The sequence below is a fragment of the Paraoerskovia marina genome, from assembly GCF_900105445.1.
Lineage (GTDB): Bacteria > Actinomycetota > Actinomycetes > Actinomycetales > Cellulomonadaceae > Paraoerskovia > Paraoerskovia marina.
Window position 1 is genome coordinate 1,677,790 of record NZ_LT629776.1, and the last position, 18,597, is coordinate 1,696,386.

Genomic DNA, 18,597 nt, shown 5'->3' on the forward strand with positions numbered 1-18,597 from the left:
TGCCCATGGACAGGCAGCAGGAGTTCGTCCTCAGGACGGTCGAGGAGCGCGACATTCGCTTCATCCGGCTGTGGTTCACCGACGTGCTCGGTGTCCTCAAGTCGGTCGCCGTGGCACCCGCGGAGCTCGAGTCCGCCTTCACGGAAGGGATCGGGTTCGACGGAAGCTCGATCCAGGGCTACACGCGCGTCGTCGAGTCGGACATGATCGCCAAACCCGACCCGACGACGTTCCAGATCTTGCCGTGGCGCGGCGAGACGCACGGGACCGCGCGGATGTTCTGCGACATCCTGACCCCGGACGGCGAGCACTCGCTCGCCGACACCCGCAACGTGCTCAAGCGCACCCTCGCCCGGGCGAGCGACATGGGCTTCACCTTCTACACGCACCCCGAGGTCGAGTTCTACCTCTTCGAGTCCCTGCGCACCGACGGACCTCCCGTGCCCGTCGACCAGGCCGGCTACTTCGACCACGTCGCGCGCGGCAACGCCCACGACTTCCGGCGCGCCGCGATCACGATGCTCGAGTCGATGGGCATCTCGGTCGAGTTCTCCCACCACGAGGCCGGGCCGGGCCAGAACGAGATCGACCTGCGTTACGCCGACGCGCTGACCACGGCGGACAACCTCATGACGTTCCGCTCGGTCGTCAAGGAGGTGGCGCTGGAGCAGGGTGTGTTCGCCTCCTTCATGCCCAAGCCGCTGTCCGACCAGCCGGGATCCGGGATGCACTCGCACCTCTCGCTCTTCGAGGGGGACCGCAACGCCTTCCACGAGCCGGGCGCCCAGTACGAGCTCTCCAAGACGGCGCGGCAGTTCATGGCCGGACTGCTGCACCACGCGGCAGAGATCACGGCCGTCACGAACCAGTACGTCAACTCCTACAAGCGGCTCTGGGGCGGCCAGGAGGCGCCGAGCTTCGTCTGCTGGGGCCACAACAACCGTTCGGCGCTCGCCCGCGTGCCGATGTACAAGCCGGGCAAGGGCGTCTCGTCGCGGATCGAGTTCCGCGCGGTCGACTCCGCCGCGAACCCGTACCTCGCCTACGCCGTGCTCCTCGCAGCCGGACTCGCGGGCATCGAGAACGAGTACGAGTTGCCCGAGCCCACCGAGGACGTGGTGTGGGACCTCACGGCCTCCGAGCGCAAGGCCCTCGGCATCAAGCCGCTCCCGCAGTCGCTCGCGGAAGCCATCGACATCATGGAGAGCTCCGAGCTCGTGGCCGAGACGCTCGGTGAGCACGTCTTCGACTACTTCCTGAAGAACAAGAAGCAGGAGTGGGCCGAGTACCGGGCTCAGGTCACGCAGTTCGAGCTGAAGCGATTCCTCCCGGTGCTGTGAGCCTCGGGAGCGGTTCGCGGTCCGGCGGCGGACGATCCACGTCCGTCGTCGGGCAGCTCTCTCGACTCGGGTTCGGCGACGCCACGCGTGCGGCACGTCTCCTGGCGGACCCCGCGCTCGTTCCGTTCGTCGACGGGGCGCCGGCGAGCTTCTACGAGGCTCTCGGCTATGCGGCCGACCCGGACCTCGCCGTGCTCCAGATCCTGCGGCTCGCGGAGACGGTGGGCGGGCAGGACGCCGCCACGCTCGGTCGCCTGATCCATGCCGACGACGGCGACTCGCGCCGAGGCCAGGACCGCCTGATCGCCGTCCTCGGTGCGTCCGTGGCGCTCGGCGACGAGATCATCAGCAACCCCGAGCGCATCCAGATCCTCGCGGATCTGCTCCCCGGCATCGGAGTCCCCGAGGCCGACGTCCGTGCCGAGCTCCTCCGCGCCGTCGGCGCCGACCCCGAGGCGGACGTCCCCGTCGCCCTGCTCGGGGGCGACGACGGCGCCGACGCGATGCGCCGGGCCTACCGTGCCCGGCTGCTGAGGATCGGAGCCAGCGACGTCACGGCGTCCGACCCGCTCGCGTGCCTGCCCGCGGTCGCCGCGGCGCTCGCCGACCTGGCGTCGGCCGCCCTCGAGGCCGCGCTCGCCGTCGCGCGCGCCGACGTCGAGGGGCACGAGGCCGTACGGATCGCCGTCCTCGGCATGGGCAAGACGGGCGGTCGCGAGCTGAACTACGTCTCCGACGTCGACGTGATCTACGTCGTCGAGCCCGCCGACGGGTTCGACGAGGACCGGGCGCTCACCGTCGGGACCCATCTCGCCACGCACCTGGCGCACGCCTGCGCCGGGACGACGTCGGAACCGCCGCTGTGGCCCGTCGACGCCGCGCTGCGGCCCGAGGGCAAGCAGGGCCCGCTCGTCCGCACCCTGGCGAGCCACGTCGCGTACTACGAGCGGTGGGCGAAGACCTGGGAGTTCCAGGCGTTGCTGAAGGCCAGGCCGGTCGCGGGCGACCGTGCACTGGGGACGGCCTACCGGGACGCCGTCGAGCCGTTCATCTGGCACGCGGTCACGCGCGAGAACTTCGTCGAGGACTGCCAGGCGATGCGTCGTCGGGTCGAGAACAACGTCCCGGCGGCCGAGGCGGAGCGACAGATCAAGCTCGGCAAGGGCGGACTGCGCGACGTCGAGTTCACGGTGCAGCTGCTTCAGCTCGTGCACGGCCGTGCCGACGTGTTCATCCGCAGCCGTCAGACGCTGACGGCGCTCGCGGACCTCTCCGCCGGCGGTTACGTCGGGAGAGAGCACGCGCGGCGTCTCGCCGAGTGCTACTCGTTCCTGCGCGCCGCCGAGCACCGGATCCAGATGTCCCGCATGCAGCGGACGCACCTGATGCCGACCCGCGTCGAGGACCAGCGGGCGCTCGCCCGGTCGCTCGGGATGCGCTCGGGCGGGGCCGAGGCGCTGATGGAGCGGTGGCGCGCGACCCGCCGCGAGGTGCGGGCCCTGCACGAGGAGATCTACTACCGTCCGCTGCTGCCCGCGATGGCCGAGCTCTCCGACGACGAGATGCGCCTCGCGCCCGAGGCCGTCAAGGCACGGTTCGCCGCCATCGGCTACCGCGACCCGGCCGGCGCCATGCGGCACGTCACCGCCCTGACCGACGGCCTGAGCAGGCGAGCGTCCATCCAGCGTCAGCTCCTCCCCGTCATGCTCGGGTGGTTCGCCACGGGGGCCGACCCGGACGCCGGGCTGCTCGCGTTCCGGACGCTCTCCGAGGAGCTCGGCGCCACGCCGTGGTACCTGAAGCTCCTGCGGGACTCCGGCACCGCGGCCGAGCGGCTCGCGCTGCTCCTCGCCAACTCCCGCTACGCCGCCGAGGCGTTCACCCGGACGCCGGAGGCCGTGCGCTGGCTCGCGGACGACGCCGAGCTGCAGCCACGAGGCGCCGAGAGACTGGCGAACGAGACGGACGCCATCCTCAGACGCGCGGAGGACCCGGACCGGGCCATCACCCTCGTGCGGGCGGTGCGTCGGCGCGAGCTCGGCCGGACGGCCGCGGGCGAGCTGCTCGGTGTGCTCGACCCGGTGGCGGCCGCTCGGGCGATCTCCGACGCCGCCGACCCGGCCATCGCGGGTGCGCTGCGTGTCTCCGAGCATCTCGCCAAGGTCGAGCGGGGGTACGACCCGACGCACGACGGCCCTGCCCGCATGCTCGTCGTGGCCATGGGTCGTCTCGGCGGTCAGGAGATGGGCTACGGATCTGACGCCGACGTCCTGTTCGTCTACGAGCCCACCGACGGCACGGACGACCCGGCGGCCCAGAAGTACGCCACGAGCGTCGCGACGAGCCTGCAGAAGTTCCTCAGCTCGATGTCCCCGGAGCCCGCGCTCCCGGTCGACGCCGACCTGCGACCGGAGGGGCGCAACGGACCGCTCGCACGCTCGCTCGCGTCGTACGGGGAGTACTACGGCCGGTGGTCGAGCTCGTGGGAGAGCCAGGCGCTGCTCAGAGCACGCGTCGTCGCCGGTGACCTCGACGACCTCGGACGCCGGTTCGTCGACCTGATCGACCCCCTGCGGTACCCGGACGGCGGGGTCCCGGCCTCGACCGTCCGCGAGATCCGCCGCATCAAGGCCCGTGTCGAGGCCGAACGGCTGCCGCGCGGCGTCGAACCGGCGCGACACCTCAAGCTGGGCCGCGGGGGAGTCTCGGACGTCGAGTGGACCGTCCAGCTCCTGCAGCTGCAGCACGCGCACGACGTTCCGGCCATGCAGACCACCGGGACGATCGAGGCGCTCCGCGCTGCGACCGACGCCGGGCTCGTCGAGCGTGACGACGCCGAGATCCTCGCCGACGCCTGGCACCTCGCCTCCCGTCTGCGGAGCGCCGTCGTGCTGCTGACGGGGCGCACCGGGGGACGCAACGCCGACCTGCTGCCGCACGACCGTCAGTCACTGACAGGTCTCGCCCGGATCATCGACCTGGACGGCAGCGGGGCCGACCTCGAAGAGCTCTACCTGCGCACCACGCGGCGGGCCCGTGCCGTCGTCGAGCGGATGTTCTACGGCGACGAGGACTGATCGTCCTCGACCGAGCCCTTCGGCTCGGCGAGGTGCTCCTGAGACGACGACGGCGCCCCTACCTGCAGGTAGGGGCGCCGTCGTCGAACGACGTCGGTGCGGTCAGGTGACCGCGGTCCGATCAGATGTCGTAGTAGAGCTCGAACTCGTGCGGGTGCGGGCGCAGACGGATCGGGTCGATCTCGTTGGTCCGCTTATAGTCGATCCACGTCGCGATGAGGTCCTCGGTGAAGACGCCACCCTGCGTGAGGAAGTCGTGGTCGGCCTCGAGCGAGTCGAGGGCCTCACCCAGCGAGGCGGGGACCTGCTGGATCGCGGCGTGCTCCTCCGGGGGCAGCTCGTAGAGGTCCTTGTCGACCGGCTCCGGCGGCTCGATGCGGTTCTTGATGCCGTCGATGCCCGCGAGCAGCTGGGCGGCGAACGCGAGGTACGGGTTCGCCGAGGGGTCCGGGACGCGGAACTCGACGCGCTTGGCCTTCGGGTTGTCACCGGTGATCGGGATGCGGATGCAGGCCGAGCGGTTACGGGCCGAGTAGACCAGGTTGACCGGGGCCTCGTAGCCCGGAACCAGGCGGTGGTAGGAGTTCACCGACGGGTTCGTGAACGCGAGCAGCGACGGAGCGTGCTTCAGCAGACCGCCGATGTACCAGCGAGCCATGTCGGAGAGCCCGCCGTAGCCCTTCTCGTCGTAGAACAGCGGCTCGCCGTCCTTCCAGAGCGACTGGTGGGAGTGCATGCCCGAGCCGTTGTCGCCGAAGATCGGCTTCGGCATGAAGGTCGCGGACTTGCCGGCCGCCCATGCCGAGTTCTTGATGACGTACTTGAACTTCATCAGGTCGTCGGCCGCCGCGGTCAGCGTGCTGAAACGGTAGTTGATCTCCTGCTGACCGGCGGTGCCCACCTCGTGGTGCGCGCGCTCGACCGAGAGCCCGACCTCCTCGAGCTGCGCGCACATCTCGTCGCGCAGGTCGGCGAACTGGTCGTTGGGCGAGACGGGGAAGTAGCCACCCTTGTAGCGGGTCTTGTACCCGAGGTTGCCACCCTCCTCCTCACGGCCGGTGTTCCACGCCGCCTCGTTGGAGTCGATGTGGTAGAACGACTCGTTCGAGGCGGTCTTGAAGCGCACGTCGTCGAAGAGGTAGAACTCCGCCTCCGGGGCGAAGAACGCCGTGTCGGCGATGCCGGTCGACTTGAGGTAGACCTCGGCCTTCGCGGCGATGTTGCGCGGGTCGCGGGAGTAGGCCTCGTTGGTGAACGGGTCCACGATCGAGAAGTTCACGATCAGCGTCTTGCGCTTGCGGTACGGGTCGACGTAGGCCGACGTGACGTCCGGGATGAGCTTCATGTCGGACTCGTGGATGGCCTGGAAGCCACGGATCGACGAGCCGTCGAACATCATCCCGTCGGTGAAGGCCGACTCCTCGAACTGTGAGATCGGGATGTTGAAGTGCTGCATCACACCCGGCAGGTCGCAGAACCGAACGTCGACGAACTCGACGCCCTCGTTCTTCGTGAAGGCGATTGCCTCCTCGGCAGTCTTGAACATCCACATACTCCTTGATCGACGGTGCCAGCCGTGTGCCGGCCGACCTAAGCCATGGTGTGAACTTATGCGCAGGGAGTTTCCCCGGCGTGTACCAAATGTTTCAGGCACGTTACGAACCATGGGTTCGGGTGACATTGTCGTCGCACCGCAGGTCCCGTTGCAGGACCGCCCACGTCGCGGACCGCCTAGGCTTGGACCGTGGCATCACGTGAAGATTTTGGCTCCTGGCTCGAGGGTGTTCCGACCGGCGCGGGGGCGGCAGACCGGCTCGGCCTCCCGGAGAGCGGTCCCGGGTCCAGGGCGACGCTCGGCCCGCGTCTCGGCGCACTGGTCGTCGACTGGGCGGCGGCGACGCTCGTCGCCTACCTCCTCCTGGGGGTGGTCTCGCAGGGGCTCGGGTTCTGGGAGGGGCTCTCCGAGGTCTCGGCCTCCGCCCAGCTCGGAATCTTCGCGGTGACGACGTGGCTGCTCGTCGCCTCGATCGGGAGCACGATCGGGCACCGGATCTTCGGACTGCGGGTGGTCAGGCTCGTCGACCGCCGGCGGCCCGTCGGCCTGGGGCGTTCCGCGATCCGGACGATTCTGCTCTGCCTGGTGATCCCCGCCGTCGTCTGGGACGCCGACGGCCGAGGTCTGCACGACAAGGCGGCGGGCACCGTGCTGGTCCGGACCCGCTGACGGGGAGTGCGGACGACCGCACGTGACAGAGGGCGCACGATGCCGGAGCATCGTGCGCCCTCTGTCACGTGGGGGGCAGGCCGGGGTCAGCGGCCGCGCATCCCCTTGCGGTCGGGGCGGGCACGCATCGGGTCGATGCCCTTGGGGATCGGCGGGCGCGTGGCACCGAGGGCGTTGAGGCGCTTCATGACCTCGCCGACCTCGGCCTTGGTCAGCTTCGGACGGAGCTTCTGCACGGAACGCGCGATCTTGGGCAGGGGGATCTGGTCCTCGGCGTTGCCGCACTGGAGCACGGTGATCGGGACGTTGGGCAGCACGCGGGAGATCCGGCGCCGCTCCTTGTCCGCGAGCTTCGAGGCGCGCGACGGCGGCCCCTCCGTGACGAGGACGACGCCGGCCTTGCCGACGCCGCGGAAGACGGTGTCGCGCGTCCGCGGGTCGACCGCCACCGGCTCCTCGTCGAACGACCAGCCGCGGCGGATCGTGCCGAGCGCCGAGCGCGCGGCCCCGGGCTGGCCCTCGATCTGCTGGTACGCGGCACGTTCGGCACGTCGCGTCAGGATGAACATCGCGGCGAGGAGACCGAACGGCAGTCCGACGAGGGACATGTAGATCGGGTGGCCCCAGAGCAGCCCGATGACGAGCGCGACGACCATCACGCCGATGAACGCGGCGAGCATCATCCACGTCACCGTCGGGTCGCCGCGACGGGTCATCTTGTACGCGGCCCACACCTGGTGGTACCAGCGTTGCTTCTTGACCTTCTTCGGCTTCGGCTCGTCGGGCGCGCCGACGTCGTTCTTCTTGCGGGCCATGGGACGAGAGTCTACCGGGGTGCGAGGAGGGCAGAGGCCTCCTGGCGGGCGGTGGTCGGTTCTCCGAGGTGTGCCAGGGCGTCGGGGATCTTCTCCCCGCGCTTGGTCATCGCCTGGCCCCACAGGCGTCCGGCCCGGTAGGACGACCGCACGAGCGGCCCTGCCATCACGCCGAGGAAGCCGATCTTCTCGGCCTCGTCGGAGAGCTCGACGAACTCCTCGGGGCGAACCCAGCGGTCCACCGGGTGGTGCCGCACCGACGGGCGCAGGTACTGCGTGATCGTGATCAGATCGCAGCCTGCGTCGTGCAGGTCGCGCAGGAACGACTTCGACTCCTCCAACGTCTCGCCCATGCCCATGATGAGGTTCGACTTGGTGACGAGCCCCGCGTCGCGCGCCGCGGTCAGCACGGAGAGCGAGCGCTCGTAGCGGAACGCGGGTCGCACCTGCTTGAACAGCCGCGGGACGGTCTCGACGTTGTGCGCCAGGACCTCGGGGCGGGAGGCGTTGACCTCGTCGAGAAGCTCGGGGATCGCGTTGAAGTCGGGGATGAGGAGCTCGACGCCGGTGCCCGGGTTGAGCGCATGGATCTGCCGGACCGTCTCGGCGTAGAGCCACGCACCGCCGTCGGGAAGGTCGTCGCGTGCGACGCCCGTGATGGTCGAGTACTTCAGGCCCATCTGCTGGACGGACTCTGCGACGCGGCGGGGCTCGTCACGGTCGAACTCCGCGGGCTTGCCGGTGTCGATCTGGCAGAAGTCGCACCGTCGCGTGCACTGGTCACCGCCGATGAGGAACGTGGCCTCCCGGTCCTCCCAGCACTCGAAGATGTTGGGACAGCCCGCCTCCTCGCACACGGTGTGGAGCCCGCCGGACTTCACCAGGCTCTTGAGCTCGTTGTACTCCGGTCCCATCGTTGCCTTCGTCTTGATCCACGACGGCTTCTTCTCGATGGGGGTCTCGGCGTTGCGGGCCTCGACGCGCAGCATGCGCCGACCCTCGGGTGCGATGGTCACTCGGTGGCTCCAGGATGTGGACGGCGGGACGTTGCCACCCTAGGGCAGACGGGCGTCCGACGTTCACCGGGCGCCGGATGGCGGACGCCTCTGGGAGGCGACCCCGATCACGAGCAGCGCCGTGGCGCACAGCGCCGGGATCCAGAAGGCCGCGGTGGCTCCGGACGACTCCCCGGCGATGCCGCCGACGGCCGAGCCGGCGGCGACACCGACGACGTTGGCGCTGGCGAGCGACGTCATCGCGACGGCACCGCGGCCGACCGGCGCACGGTTGCTCCCGACGGTGAAGATCGTGACCATCACGGGCCCGACGAACAGCCCGAGAAGCAGCAGGGAGACGGACAGCCCGGCGATCCCGACGCCTGTGGCCAGGCCCGCGGTCGCCACCGCGAGCACGGACAGCCCGGCGGAGAACGCGATCCACCGGCCTCGCTGGCTCAGGCTGTCGGGCAGTGCGACGGTGGCGAGCGCGGTCACGGCAGAGCCGAGACCCATCACGGCGTAGACGAGGCCAGCGGCGTCGGGGGAGCCGGCCTCGCGGGTGAAGGCCGTGACGGCGGCCTGGGTGCTGCCGAAGAACGCGCCCATGGCCATCATGCCCACGACGGGCACCGCCAGGGGAAGCAGCGACCGCACCCCCGAGGACCCGGGATGCACGGCACCCGCGAGCCGGTGCGTCCGCGCCGCGTCCGCCGTCGGGTGGAGCGCGAACGCGAGGCCGAACACGAGGGTGACGGCGGCTGCCGTCAGCAGCGCGGCCGACGGCGACGCGGCCGCGGACAGGATGCCCACGAGCGCCGGGCCGAGGACGAACGACACCTCGTCCGCCGTGCTCTCGTAGCTCATCGCGGCGGCGAGCGCCCGGGGCTTCCCGCGGGCCATCCCCATCCAGCGTCCGCGTGCGAGGGGGCCGATCTGCGGGGCGAGGGCGCCCGCGAGGGCGGCGGCGACGAGGGCCGTGGAGATCTCGCCCCGCGACACCGTCACGACGAGCGCCACGAGGGCCAGCGTCTGCGCGGGGACCGAGACGAGGAGGACGGCCCGCTGGCCGAACCGGTCGGCGAGCGCGCCCTGCGTGGGACCGCCGACCGCGGTGCCGAGGGCGCTCGCGGCCGACGCGATGCCGCCGGTCGCGATCGACCCGGTCGCGTCCGTGACGAGCAGCATGACGCCGATGGCGATCATGGAGAAGGGGAGCCGCGCGACGAACGCGATGGGGAGGAAGGCACGTCCGGCGAGGGCGGGCAGCTCGGCGTAGGCCGCGCGCATCGTGGTGTTGTCGGCGTGCGTGGGGGCGGGGGTCCGCGTCATGAGGGGGGTCCTGAGGATTCACTGAAGAGCGTGTCGACCCTCCCGATCTCCGACACGCACGTGACCCTAGGACTTCAGGATACCGCCTCGCGCACCACCGGAAGGTGCTCCCGCAGTGCTGCCTCGAGGTGGGGCCGCACCTCGGTCGTCTCGATCCGCCGCCCGACCTCGGCGCTCAGCGACGTGACGTCCGCATCGGAGATGCCGCAGGGGACGATGGCCGAGAACTCGTCGAGGTCGGGGGAGCAGTTGAGGGCGAGTCCGTGCATCGTCACGCCGCGGGCGACGCGTACGCCGACGGCACACACCTTCCGTGCGCGGCGGATCCCGTCGGCCGCGCACCAGACCCCGCTGCGCCCCTCGACCCGGATCGTCTCGACGCCGTAGCGCGCGCAGACCGACGCGACGGCGTCCTCGAGGGCGCGGACGTAGGCGACGACGTCGACAGGTTCGGGGAGGGGGACGATCGGGTACGCGACGAGCTGGCCGGGCCCGTGCCAGGTGATCTTGCCCCCGCGGTCGACGTCGACGACGGGTGTCCCGTCCGTGGGTCGCTCCGCCCTGTGGGTCCGCCGGCCGGCGGTGTAGACGGCCGCGTGCTCGACGAGCAGGACGGTGGCGGGTGACGTGCGGGCGACGACGGCCTCGTGCACCTCGCGCTGGAGCGCCCACGCCTCGTGGTAGTCGACGAGGCGTGTTCCGAGGTCGAGATCGCGAAACTCCACGAGCCGAGGCTAGCGCTCCTCGCCGTCCTCGTCGCGGGTGTCCACCGTCGCCATCTGGATAAGAAGACCCCTCAGCGCGGCGATCTGCTCGGTGTCGAGGCCGCGGGACGAGATCCGGTCGCTCGCCCGGGGTTCCGCGGCGGCGAACGCGGCGGTCCTGCCGGCCGGGGTGATCGTGACGACGCGGCGTCGATGGTCGGCCGGGTCGAGCTCGCGGGTGACGTGCCCGTGCCGGTCCAGGCGGTCGACGATCCTGCTCATGGTCTGCTCGGTGACACCGTTGCGTTCGGCGAGCTCGCGCTGGGACATCGTGCCCCGCAACAGGTGCATGAGCACGGGGAAGCTGGCGTGGTTGAGGCTCCAGCCCGCGAGATGGGCGTTCCACTCGCGCTCGACGCGGCGGGTCACGTGTGAGAGGAGCCTGCCTGTCGGCCAGGTCTCCATGGGGCCGTTGCCCGTCGTCCCTGAGTCCATCGTGTCGCGCCCCGCGGTTGCGGTGGGCACCTCCCTTCCTCCAAGATACTAAGCATGCTGAGCGAATCCCGCCGGGGGATATTCCGTGGTCTGATCATTCTCGCAGTTCTCGGGGCGTGGCTCGCCGTCGGGGCGGTGGGTGGACAGGCCCAGGGGAAGCTGGGATCCGTCCAGACGAACGACGCCTCCGCGTTCCTCCCGGAGTCCGCCGAGTCCACGCAGGCTGCCGACGAGGCGTCTGCTTTCGTCGACTCCGACTCGCTGCCCGCGCTCGTCGCGGTCGAGGCCCAGGACGGCGGAACGCTCGACGAGAGCCAGATCGGCGCGGTGCAGGCCTGGACCGCGGCGATCGCCGACCTTCCCCTCGAGGGGGCGCTCGACGACGAGCCGACGACCGTCGGTGACGTGCTGACGACGGACTCCGTCGCCTTCCCCTCGGAGGACGGCGAGGCCATGCTGGCGATCGTGTCGATCGACGCAGCCCAGGCGGACACGTCGATCGGCGCGGACGAGACCTCGGTCACGGACGCCGTCGTCGCCGCCCTGCGGGACGCCCAGCCCGAGCTGTCCGACGCCGGACTCGACTCGTGGGTCACCGGTCCGGCCGGGTTCGTGGCCGACCTCGTGACCGCGTTCGGCGGGATCGACACGGTGCTGCTCCTGGTCGCGCTCATCGCGGTCCTCGTGATCCTGGCCGTCGTCTACCGGTCACCGATCCTTCCGTTCATGGTGATCCTCACGGCCGTCCTCGCCCTCAGCCTCGCCGGACTCGTCGTCTACCAGCTGGCCGCGAACGACGTGCTCGTCCTGAACGGACAGTCCCAGGGAATTCTCTCGATCCTCGTCGTCGGCGCCGCCGTCGACTACTCGCTGCTCGTCGTGGCGAGATATCGCGAGGAGCTGGTGCACACCCGGTCCACCTTCGACGCGCTGCGTCAGGCCGTCCGGGCCTCGATCGAGCCCATCGCCGCCAGCGCCGGCACCGTGATCGCCGGTCTGCTCTGCCTGCTCTTCTCGGACCTCGCGTCCAACCGCTCGCTCGGCCCGGTGGCGGCCATCGGGATCGCCGCAGCGTTCATCGCGGCGCTCACCTTCCTGCCCGCCCTCCTGGTGATCGGTGGGCAGAAGTCCCGTGGCATCTTCTGGCCGAGCAGGCCGAAGTACGTCGGACCGGCAGAGCCCGACGAGGATGTCAGCGGCGACGAGAACACCGTCTCCGTCGAGGGGCACGGTGTCTGGTCCCGCGTCGCCACGTTCGTCGGCCGGCACGCCCGCCCCGTGTGGATCACGACCGCCGCCGTCCTCGTGGGCCTGTCCGCGTTCATCCCGATGCTGGATGCGACCGGCACGGGCGACGACGAGGTCTTTCTGACCCAGGTCGACTCCGTCGACGGTCAGGACGTCATCGAGGACCACTTCGACAGCGTCTCCGCGCAGCCCGCCACCGTCATCGCACCCGCCGCCGACCTAGACGCGGTGGTCGCCGCCGCCGAGGAGACCGACGGCGTCGAGAGCGCCGTGCCCGTGACGGACGCCGAGAGCACCACCCCGGGCCAGGCGGACGAGGGCGAGGTCGTCGTCGTCGACGACCGTGTCCGCATCGACGTGACGACCACGGCATCCTCGGACTCGCAGGAGGCGGTCGAGACCGTCGAGGTGCTGCGGGAGAACGTCCACGCGGTCTCGGACGACGTCCTCGTCGGCGGCGCGGCCGCCGAGCGGCTCGACACGCAGATCGCCGGGCAGCGGGACCTCACGGTCATCGTCCCGATCGTCCTCCTCGTGGTTCTGGGCATCCTCATGCTCCTGCTGCGCTCGGTTCTTGCCGCGGTCCTCCTGATCGCGGCCAACGTCCTCTCGTTCGGGGCGGCGCTCGGGTTCTCGGCCGTCATCTTCGACAAGGTCTTCGAGTTCCCGGGGGCTGACCCCTCCGTGCCGCTCTTCGCGTTCTGCTTCCTGGTCGCGCTCGGTGTCGACTACTCGATCTTCCTCATGACCCGGGTGCGGGAGGAGTCGATCAAGATCGGGACGAGGGCGGGGGTGCTGCGGGCGCTCGCGGTCACGGGTTCCGTGATCACGTCGGCGGGCGTGGTGCTCGCCGCGACGTTCGCCGCTCTCGGAGTCATTCCGCTGCTCTTCCTCGCCCAGCTGGCGTTCATCGTGTCGTTCGGCGTCCTGCTCGACACGCTCGTGGTCCGATCCCTGCTCGTGCCCGCCCTGGTGCACGACATCGGTGACCGGACGTGGTGGCCCTCGAAGCTGTCGCGACCGACCAAGTAGCAGGGGGACGTCGTACCGCCGCGGTTCGCGTCAGCCGCGGCGGTGCGATGGGATGAGGGCATGAGCACACGAGTCGCCGTCATCGGCTACGGAGGATCAGGGCGAGGTATCCACGCGCGACTGGTCCGGGAGGCGGGCCTGCAGGTGACCGCCGTCGTCGCGAGGTCCGCGGAGCGTCGCGAGGAGGCGGTGACGGACTGGCCCGGCGTCGACCTGTACGACGACGTCGCGGGCCTGCTGCTCGACACGTCCGGCTACGACGTGGTCGTCGTCGCGAGCCCGACCCAGCTCCACGTCGAGCATGCGCTCGCCGTGAGCGCCGCGCGGGTCCCGTTCGTCCTCGACAAGCCGATCGCGCTCGACGGCGACGGGGCGCGGGCAGTGGTCGCCGCGGCGTACGACGCCGGTACACCCTTCACGGTCTTCCAGAACCGGCGCTGGGACGACGAGCAGCGCACCCTGCGATCGCTGCTGGACGCGGGAGAGCTGGGCGACGTCCACACCTTCGAGCGTCGCTGGGAGAGGTGGCGCCCGGTTCCGCGCGACCGCTGGAAGGAGAACGACGCGCTCGGCGGAGGGCTGCTTCTCGACCTCGGCCCGCACCTCGTCGACTCCGCCACGCAGATCCTCGGTCCGGTGACCTCGGTGTACGCCGAGCTGCGTGCGCACACCACGCCGACGGAGGACGACGTCTTCCTGGTCCTGCACCACGAGCGGCCCGACGGCGGCACACAGGCGGTCAGCAGGCTCTGGGCCGGCTCGTTCTGTGCGGCTCCTGGCCCCCGGACCCGCGTGCTGGGATCGCGCGCCGCGTACGTCGTGACGACCTTCGAGAACGACGCGTCGGTCTTCGAGGTGCTGGACCAGGACGCACCCGAGGGTGCGGAAGGGTGGCTCGTCCGGGGGAGCGAGCGTGAGCCCGTCACCCGCGCGCCCGGCGGCCACGCAGACTTCTACCGGGCGGTCGACGCCTGGCTGGCAGGGAGGGCCCCGGTCCCGGTCGACCCCGACGACGCCGTGCGCATCGCCGACGTCCTGGACGCAGCGCGGGTCTCGGCGAGGGAGGGCCGCCGCGTCGCGGTGTAGCCGTGCCTGTGGACAACGCCCTGGCGGGGTGCGCCGTGCGGTGAGATGGGACCATGCGTGCCCCCGCCACCCGGCTTGCCCGACTACGCCACCGCCCGCCCTCGGCGGCGGGGGAGGACGCCGTCGTCCCACCGGAGATCCTCGCGCTCACCGAGGTACGTGGATGGACGTTCCACGGCAGTGCCGGTGACTCGGAGGGATGGCGCCTGCGCGACGGTGCGGGCGCCAGGATGCTGGCTCGGGCCGTCCCGGACGCCGCCGCGTCCCGGCTCGCAGTGCTCGTCCGGCTGCGGGACGTCCACGTCGAGCCCGTGCTCGAGATCGTCGAGAGCCCGTCCGTGGCACTCGTGCCGGACTCCGAGGACATCACGCTTGCTGAGCTGACCCTCCTGCGCGGTCAGCTCGACCCGGGCGAGCTGGCGAGACTCGGCGCGTCGGTGGGCGCCGGCCTCGCCGCGATCCATGCCGCGCACCTGACGTACGGACCGCTCACCGCGTCGGACATCCTCGTCTCGCCCGACGGGCGTGCACGGCTCGCCGTACGGCTCGACGCCGCCGACGAACGGAACCCGGCCGACGACGTCGCCGACGCGGCCCGGGTCGTCGCCCGGTCGGGAGCGGCCGGGTCAGGCCTCGCGGGTGTCCTTGCCGACGCACAGGACCCGGTGCCGTGGTCGCGGCCCGATGCCGTCGCCTTTGCCGGTCGTTGTCAGGACACCGCCGACCAGTGCCCGTTGCGGGTTCCCGACGGGGCGGAGATCGCGGGTGCGTTGAGCGCCCGGGCACTCGGTGCCGATCCGGCGCGTGGACCGTTGCCCCGGCGACGAGAGCTCAGAGCGGTGCGTCGCGAACCACGGGCACGCCGTCGGTGGCTGCTCGTGCTCCCGGTGCTCGCGGCGATCGCGGTCGGCGCCGTCTTGCTGGTGGGGACGGAGACCTTCGCCCGCGCGGGCGCGGGGGACACCGAGACGGCGGATCCCGTGCCGGACACGGCGTCTTCGGGTGCCGAGGACGCACCCGGCACGCGCCCGGTCGACCACGCCGCGTCGATCGAGCAGATCGCGGGCGAGCTGACGGTCGCGCGTCTCGAGGCCCTCGGGGGTGACGGCGACATCGCCGACGTCACCGTCGCAGGTTCCCCAGCCGCGGCCGAGGACAGTGCGTTCGTCGAGCGGCTGACGGCACAGGACGTCGAGTTCGTCGGCCTGACCGGCGTCGTCCAGGACGCGGTGCTCGAGAACCCCGAGGTGCACGACCCGGCCGGAGAGGCGTTCGACGCCGATGCCGACGCCCGTGTCCGGGTGACGTACGTGGTCGAGGCGCACGAGCAGCGGACCGGATCCGGGACGACGGCGGTAGAGCCTCAGGAGCAGACGGACGTCCTCGTCCTGCAGAGGGTCGGCACGACCTGGCTCGTCCGCGACGTCGAGTGACCGGACGTCGCCCTGGACCGGGGTGACGGCCGTCAGCGGCCGACGGCCCACCTCGCCCCGTCCTCGATCGTGCGGTGGCGGAAGACGAACCCGTCGTCCTCGAGCGCAGCCGGCACGACCCGTTGCGAGTCGACCAGCGTCGTCCCGAACTCGCCCAGCGCCACGCGAAGAGCGATCTCGGGCACGGGGATGACAGCAGGTCTGTGCACCTGGTCCGCGATCGCGCGCGTGAGCTCGAGGTTCGTCACCGGGACGGGGGCACTCAGGTTCACCGGGCCGGAGACGTCGGACGACACGAGATGGCTGATCGCCGCCACCTCGTCCGCGAGGGTGATCCACGGCCAGTACTGGTCCCCGCGCCCGAGCGGCCCGCCCAGCCCGGTGCGCAGGACGGGCACCAGCCGCGCGAGTGCACCGCCCTGGCGCGACAGCACGACGCCGGTGCGCAGGTGCGCGACGCCGATCCCCGCCTCGCGGGCCGGGTCGGCCGCGGACTCCCAGCGGGTGCAGACGCCCGCGAGGAAGCCGTGTCCGGGGCCGGTGGACTCGGTCAGGACGAGTGATCCGCGGTCGCCGTAGTACCCGACCGCCGACGCCTGCAGGAACCGGCGCGGTGGGACGTCCATCGACGCCATCGTCGAGGCGAGCAACGACGTCGGACCCACGCGGGACTCGAGGATCGTGCGCTTGTAGGCGGCCGTCCACGTCTTGTCGCCGACACCCGCGCCGCCGAGGTTCACGACGGCGTCGGCCCCGCGGAGGACTCCGACGTCCAGATGCCCGCGTGCCGGGTCCCAGGGCACCTCGTCCCGGCCGCCCGCGCTCCCGCGCACCAGCCGCCGTACCTGGTGGCCCTGTGCACGCAGAAGGTCGACCAGGGCAGTTCCAATCAAGCCGCGTGAGCCGGCGATGACGATGTCCATGGGGACACGGTAGGGCGTTTCCACCACCCACGCCGTCAGAAGCACGAGACGGGCCCCACCCGAAGGTGGGACCCGTCGTCGTCGTGCGAAGGAGCGTCGGTCAGAGGCCGACCTCGGCCTCGAACGCGCCCTCCTCGATGCGGTTCTTCACCGTCGCGAGGAAGCGCGCTGCATCGGCCCCGTCGACCAGGCGGTGGTCGTAGGAGAGGAAGATGTAGCACATCGACCGGACGGCGATGCTCTCGTTGCCCTCGTCGTCGGTGACGACCACAGGACGCTTGACGATAGTGCCGGTACCCAGGATCGCGACCTGACCACCGGGGACGATCGGCGTGTCGATCAGGGCACCGCCGGAGCCGGTGTTCGTGATCGTGAACGTGGCGCCGCCGAGCTCGTCCGGAGCGACCTTGTTCTCGCGCGTACGACCGCCGAGGTCGGCGATCTTGCGCGCGATGCCCGCCAGGTTCAGGTCGCCCGCGTCGCGGATGACCGGGACCAGGAGGCCCCGCGGCGTGTCGACCGCGATGCCGATGTTCTCCTGGCCGTGATAGACGATCTGGTCGTCCTCGATGCTCGCGTTGATGTTCGGGTGAGCCTTGAGCGCCTCTGCCGCGGCCAGCGTGAAGAACGGCAGGAACGTCAGGTTCGCGCCCTCACGAGCCTTGAAGGACGACTTCGCCTTCGCACGGAGCTTGGCGACCCGCGTGACGTCGACCTCGACCACCGTGGTGAGCTGAGCCTGCGTCTGCAGCGCCTCGACCATGCGGCTCGCGACGATCTTGCGCAGGCGCGACATCTTCTCGGTGGTCCCGCGCAGCGGGGAGACCTCGGGCACCGTGGTCGGCGCCTTCGGCGCAGAGCCCGTGGACGCCGCGGCCGGGGCGGCAGCAGCCTCCTCGGCCTTGCGCGCAGCCTCGAGCACGTCCTCCTTGCGGATACGGCCACCGACGCCGGTGCCCGTGACGGACTCGACGTCCACACCCTTCTGCGCCGCGAGCTTGCGGACGAGCGGCGTCAGGTACGACCCGCCGGACCGGCCGCCCGACGGCTTCTCGCTCGTCGGCTCCGGCTTCTTCTCCGGTGCCGGTGAGCTCTCCGCCTTCGGGGCAGGTGCCTTCTCGGGCTCCGGCTCCGGCGACTTCTCCGGCTCGGGAGCCTTCTCAGGCTCGGGCTCGGGCTCCTTCTCCGGCTCAGGCGCCTTCTCCGGCTCAGCAGCAGGTGCTGCCCCGGAGCCGACGATCGCGAGGACCGCACCGACCTCGACGGTCTCGTCCTCCTCGACCAGGATCTTCTGGACGGTGCCCGCGATGGGCGACGGCACCTCGGTGTCGACCTTGTCGGTCGAGACCTCGAGCAACGGCTCGTCGACCTCGACGGTGTCGCCGACGGACTTGAGCCAGCGGGTCACGGTCCCCTCGGTGACGCTCTCTCCGAGGGCGGGGAGCGTGATCTCCTCGCCGTCGCCGGAGGACCCGCCAGAGGACTCTGCGGCGGGCGCGGCGTCCTCCTTGGCCGGCTCGTCGTCCTTCTCCGGAGCCTTCTCGGCCTCGGGAGCGGGCTCCTCGGTCTGGGGCGCCTCCTCGGCGGGCTCGTCGGCCGGGGCCTCCTCCTCCGAGTCGGACCCGGACCCGTCGCCGATCACGGCGAGGTCGGCGCCGACCTCGACGGTCTCGTCCTCCTCGACCAGGATCTTGGTGAGGGTTCCGGCGACCGGTGAGGGGATCTCGGTGTCGACCTTGTCGGTCGAGACCTCGAGCAACGGCTCGTCGACCTCGACGGAGTCGCCTACGGACTTGAGCCAGCGGGTGACAGTGCCCTCGGTAACACTCTCGCCGAGAGCCGGCATCTGCACGGTGTCAGACATGACCTCTGAGGTCTCCTTCTATCGTCGGA

At 71.0% G+C, this 18,597-nt stretch carries 14 protein-coding genes; 6 read left to right on the forward strand and 8 right to left on the reverse strand.

Going from position 1 to position 18,597, the window contains the following annotated elements; translation table 11 throughout:
- The first annotated feature begins 5 nt into the window (after positions 1 to 5).
- Positions 6 to 1,340 (forward strand): glutamine synthetase family protein, encoded by a 1,335-nt coding sequence (locus tag BLU20_RS07475; protein WP_029253626.1) that lies wholly within the window; start codon positions 6 to 8, stop codon positions 1,338 to 1,340.
- Positions 1,337 to 4,417, forward strand: a complete 3,081-nt coding sequence (locus tag BLU20_RS07480; protein ID WP_083372128.1) for a bifunctional [glutamine synthetase] adenylyltransferase/[glutamine synthetase]-adenylyl-L-tyrosine phosphorylase — start codon at positions 1,337 to 1,339, stop codon at positions 4,415 to 4,417. The genes BLU20_RS07475 and BLU20_RS07480 overlap by 4 nt, the downstream gene beginning before the upstream one ends.
- 121 nt (positions 4,418 to 4,538) lie before the next feature.
- On the opposite strand, the gene glnA is transcribed toward BLU20_RS07480, so the two are convergent.
- Positions 4,539 to 5,963, reverse strand: coding sequence for a type I glutamate--ammonia ligase (gene glnA, locus BLU20_RS07485; protein ID WP_083372970.1), 1,425 nt, complete (start codon positions 5,961 to 5,963; stop codon positions 4,539 to 4,541).
- A 198-nt stretch (positions 5,964 to 6,161) separates the two neighbouring features.
- Between glnA and BLU20_RS07490 the strand changes: the two genes are divergently transcribed.
- A complete protein-coding gene (locus BLU20_RS07490) occupies positions 6,162 to 6,641 on the forward strand; it encodes an RDD family protein (protein ID WP_029253623.1) in 480 nt (159 codons plus the stop codon).
- An 86-nt stretch (positions 6,642 to 6,727) separates the two neighbouring features.
- On the opposite strand, the gene BLU20_RS07495 is transcribed toward BLU20_RS07490, so the two are convergent.
- The 5 genes from BLU20_RS07495 to BLU20_RS07515 all read right to left on the reverse strand — a co-directional run bounded on the left by BLU20_RS07495 (position 6,728) and on the right by BLU20_RS07515 (position 11,012).
- Positions 6,728 to 7,456, reverse strand: a complete 729-nt coding sequence (locus tag BLU20_RS07495) for a DUF4191 domain-containing protein (RefSeq protein ID WP_083372129.1) — start codon at positions 7,454 to 7,456, stop codon at positions 6,728 to 6,730.
- Positions 7,457 to 7,467: 11 nt separating this feature from the next.
- Complete coding sequence (lipA, locus tag BLU20_RS07500; protein WP_083372130.1) at positions 7,468 to 8,472, reverse strand: lipoyl synthase; 1,005 nt, start codon at positions 8,470 to 8,472, stop codon at positions 7,468 to 7,470.
- Between the two features lie 63 nt (positions 8,473 to 8,535).
- Positions 8,536 to 9,783, reverse strand: a complete 1,248-nt coding sequence (locus BLU20_RS07505; RefSeq protein ID WP_231959141.1) for an MFS transporter — start codon at positions 9,781 to 9,783, stop codon at positions 8,536 to 8,538.
- 74 nt (positions 9,784 to 9,857) lie between these two features.
- Positions 9,858 to 10,508, reverse strand: coding sequence for a lipoyl(octanoyl) transferase LipB (gene lipB / locus BLU20_RS07510; RefSeq protein ID WP_083372131.1), 651 nt, complete (start codon positions 10,506 to 10,508; stop codon positions 9,858 to 9,860).
- Positions 10,509 to 10,517: 9 nt separating this feature from the next.
- Entirely contained in the window at positions 10,518 to 11,012 is a 495-nt protein-coding gene (locus tag BLU20_RS07515; protein WP_231959142.1) for a MarR family winged helix-turn-helix transcriptional regulator, read from the reverse strand.
- Positions 11,013 to 11,036: 24 nt separating this feature from the next.
- On the opposite strand from BLU20_RS07515, the gene BLU20_RS07520 reads away from it, so the two are divergent.
- The 3 genes from BLU20_RS07520 to BLU20_RS07530 are packed head-to-tail and all read left to right on the forward strand — an operon-like array spanning position 11,037 to position 15,781.
- Positions 11,037 to 13,262: an MMPL family transporter gene (locus tag BLU20_RS07520; RefSeq protein ID WP_083372132.1), complete on the forward strand. Its 2,226-nt coding sequence runs from the start codon at positions 11,037 to 11,039 to the stop codon at positions 13,260 to 13,262.
- 60 nt (positions 13,263 to 13,322) lie between these two features.
- Complete coding sequence (locus tag BLU20_RS07525; protein ID WP_083372133.1) at positions 13,323 to 14,348, forward strand: Gfo/Idh/MocA family protein; 1,026 nt, start codon at positions 13,323 to 13,325, stop codon at positions 14,346 to 14,348.
- A gap of 53 nt (positions 14,349 to 14,401) precedes the next feature.
- The gene (locus tag BLU20_RS07530) at positions 14,402 to 15,781 is read left to right on the forward strand and encodes a protein kinase family protein (protein WP_083372134.1); all 1,380 of its coding nucleotides are present in this window, start codon (positions 14,402 to 14,404) and stop codon (positions 15,779 to 15,781) included.
- Positions 15,782 to 15,813: 32 nt separating this feature from the next.
- Here BLU20_RS07530 and BLU20_RS07535 read toward each other — a convergent pair whose 3' ends face one another.
- A complete protein-coding gene (locus BLU20_RS07535; RefSeq protein ID WP_083372135.1) occupies positions 15,814 to 16,704 on the reverse strand; it encodes a TIGR01777 family oxidoreductase in 891 nt (296 codons plus the stop codon).
- Between the two features lie 100 nt (positions 16,705 to 16,804).
- Positions 16,805 to 18,568: a 2-oxoglutarate dehydrogenase, E2 component, dihydrolipoamide succinyltransferase gene (gene sucB / locus BLU20_RS07540; protein WP_083372136.1), complete on the reverse strand. Its 1,764-nt coding sequence runs from the start codon at positions 18,566 to 18,568 to the stop codon at positions 16,805 to 16,807.
- Positions 18,569 to 18,597 lie beyond the last annotated feature (29 nt).

What these genes read in the sequence shown, in the direction of transcription:
- BLU20_RS07475 (WP_029253626.1), top strand. Translation starts at nt 6, where the DNA reads ATGGACAGGCAGCAGGAGTTCGTCCTCAGGACGGTCGAGGAGCGCGAC.
- glnA (WP_083372970.1), bottom strand. Translation starts at nt 5,963, where the DNA reads ATGTTCAAGACTGCCGAGGAGGCAATCGCCTTCACGAAGAACGAGGGC.
- BLU20_RS07495 (WP_083372129.1), bottom strand. Translation starts at nt 7,456, where the DNA reads ATGGCCCGCAAGAAGAACGACGTCGGCGCGCCCGACGAGCCGAAGCCG.
- BLU20_RS07505 (WP_231959141.1), bottom strand. Translation starts at nt 9,783, where the DNA reads ATGACGCGGACCCCCGCCCCCACGCACGCCGACAACACCACGATGCGC.
- BLU20_RS07520 (WP_083372132.1), top strand. Translation starts at nt 11,037, where the DNA reads ATGCTGAGCGAATCCCGCCGGGGGATATTCCGTGGTCTGATCATTCTC.
- BLU20_RS07525 (WP_083372133.1), top strand. Translation starts at nt 13,323, where the DNA reads ATGAGCACACGAGTCGCCGTCATCGGCTACGGAGGATCAGGGCGAGGT.
- BLU20_RS07530 (WP_083372134.1), top strand. Translation starts at nt 14,402, where the DNA reads ATGCGTGCCCCCGCCACCCGGCTTGCCCGACTACGCCACCGCCCGCCC.
- BLU20_RS07535 (WP_083372135.1), bottom strand. Translation starts at nt 16,704, where the DNA reads ATGGACATCGTCATCGCCGGCTCACGCGGCTTGATTGGAACTGCCCTG.
- sucB (WP_083372136.1), bottom strand. Translation starts at nt 18,568, where the DNA reads ATGTCTGACACCGTGCAGATGCCGGCTCTCGGCGAGAGTGTTACCGAG.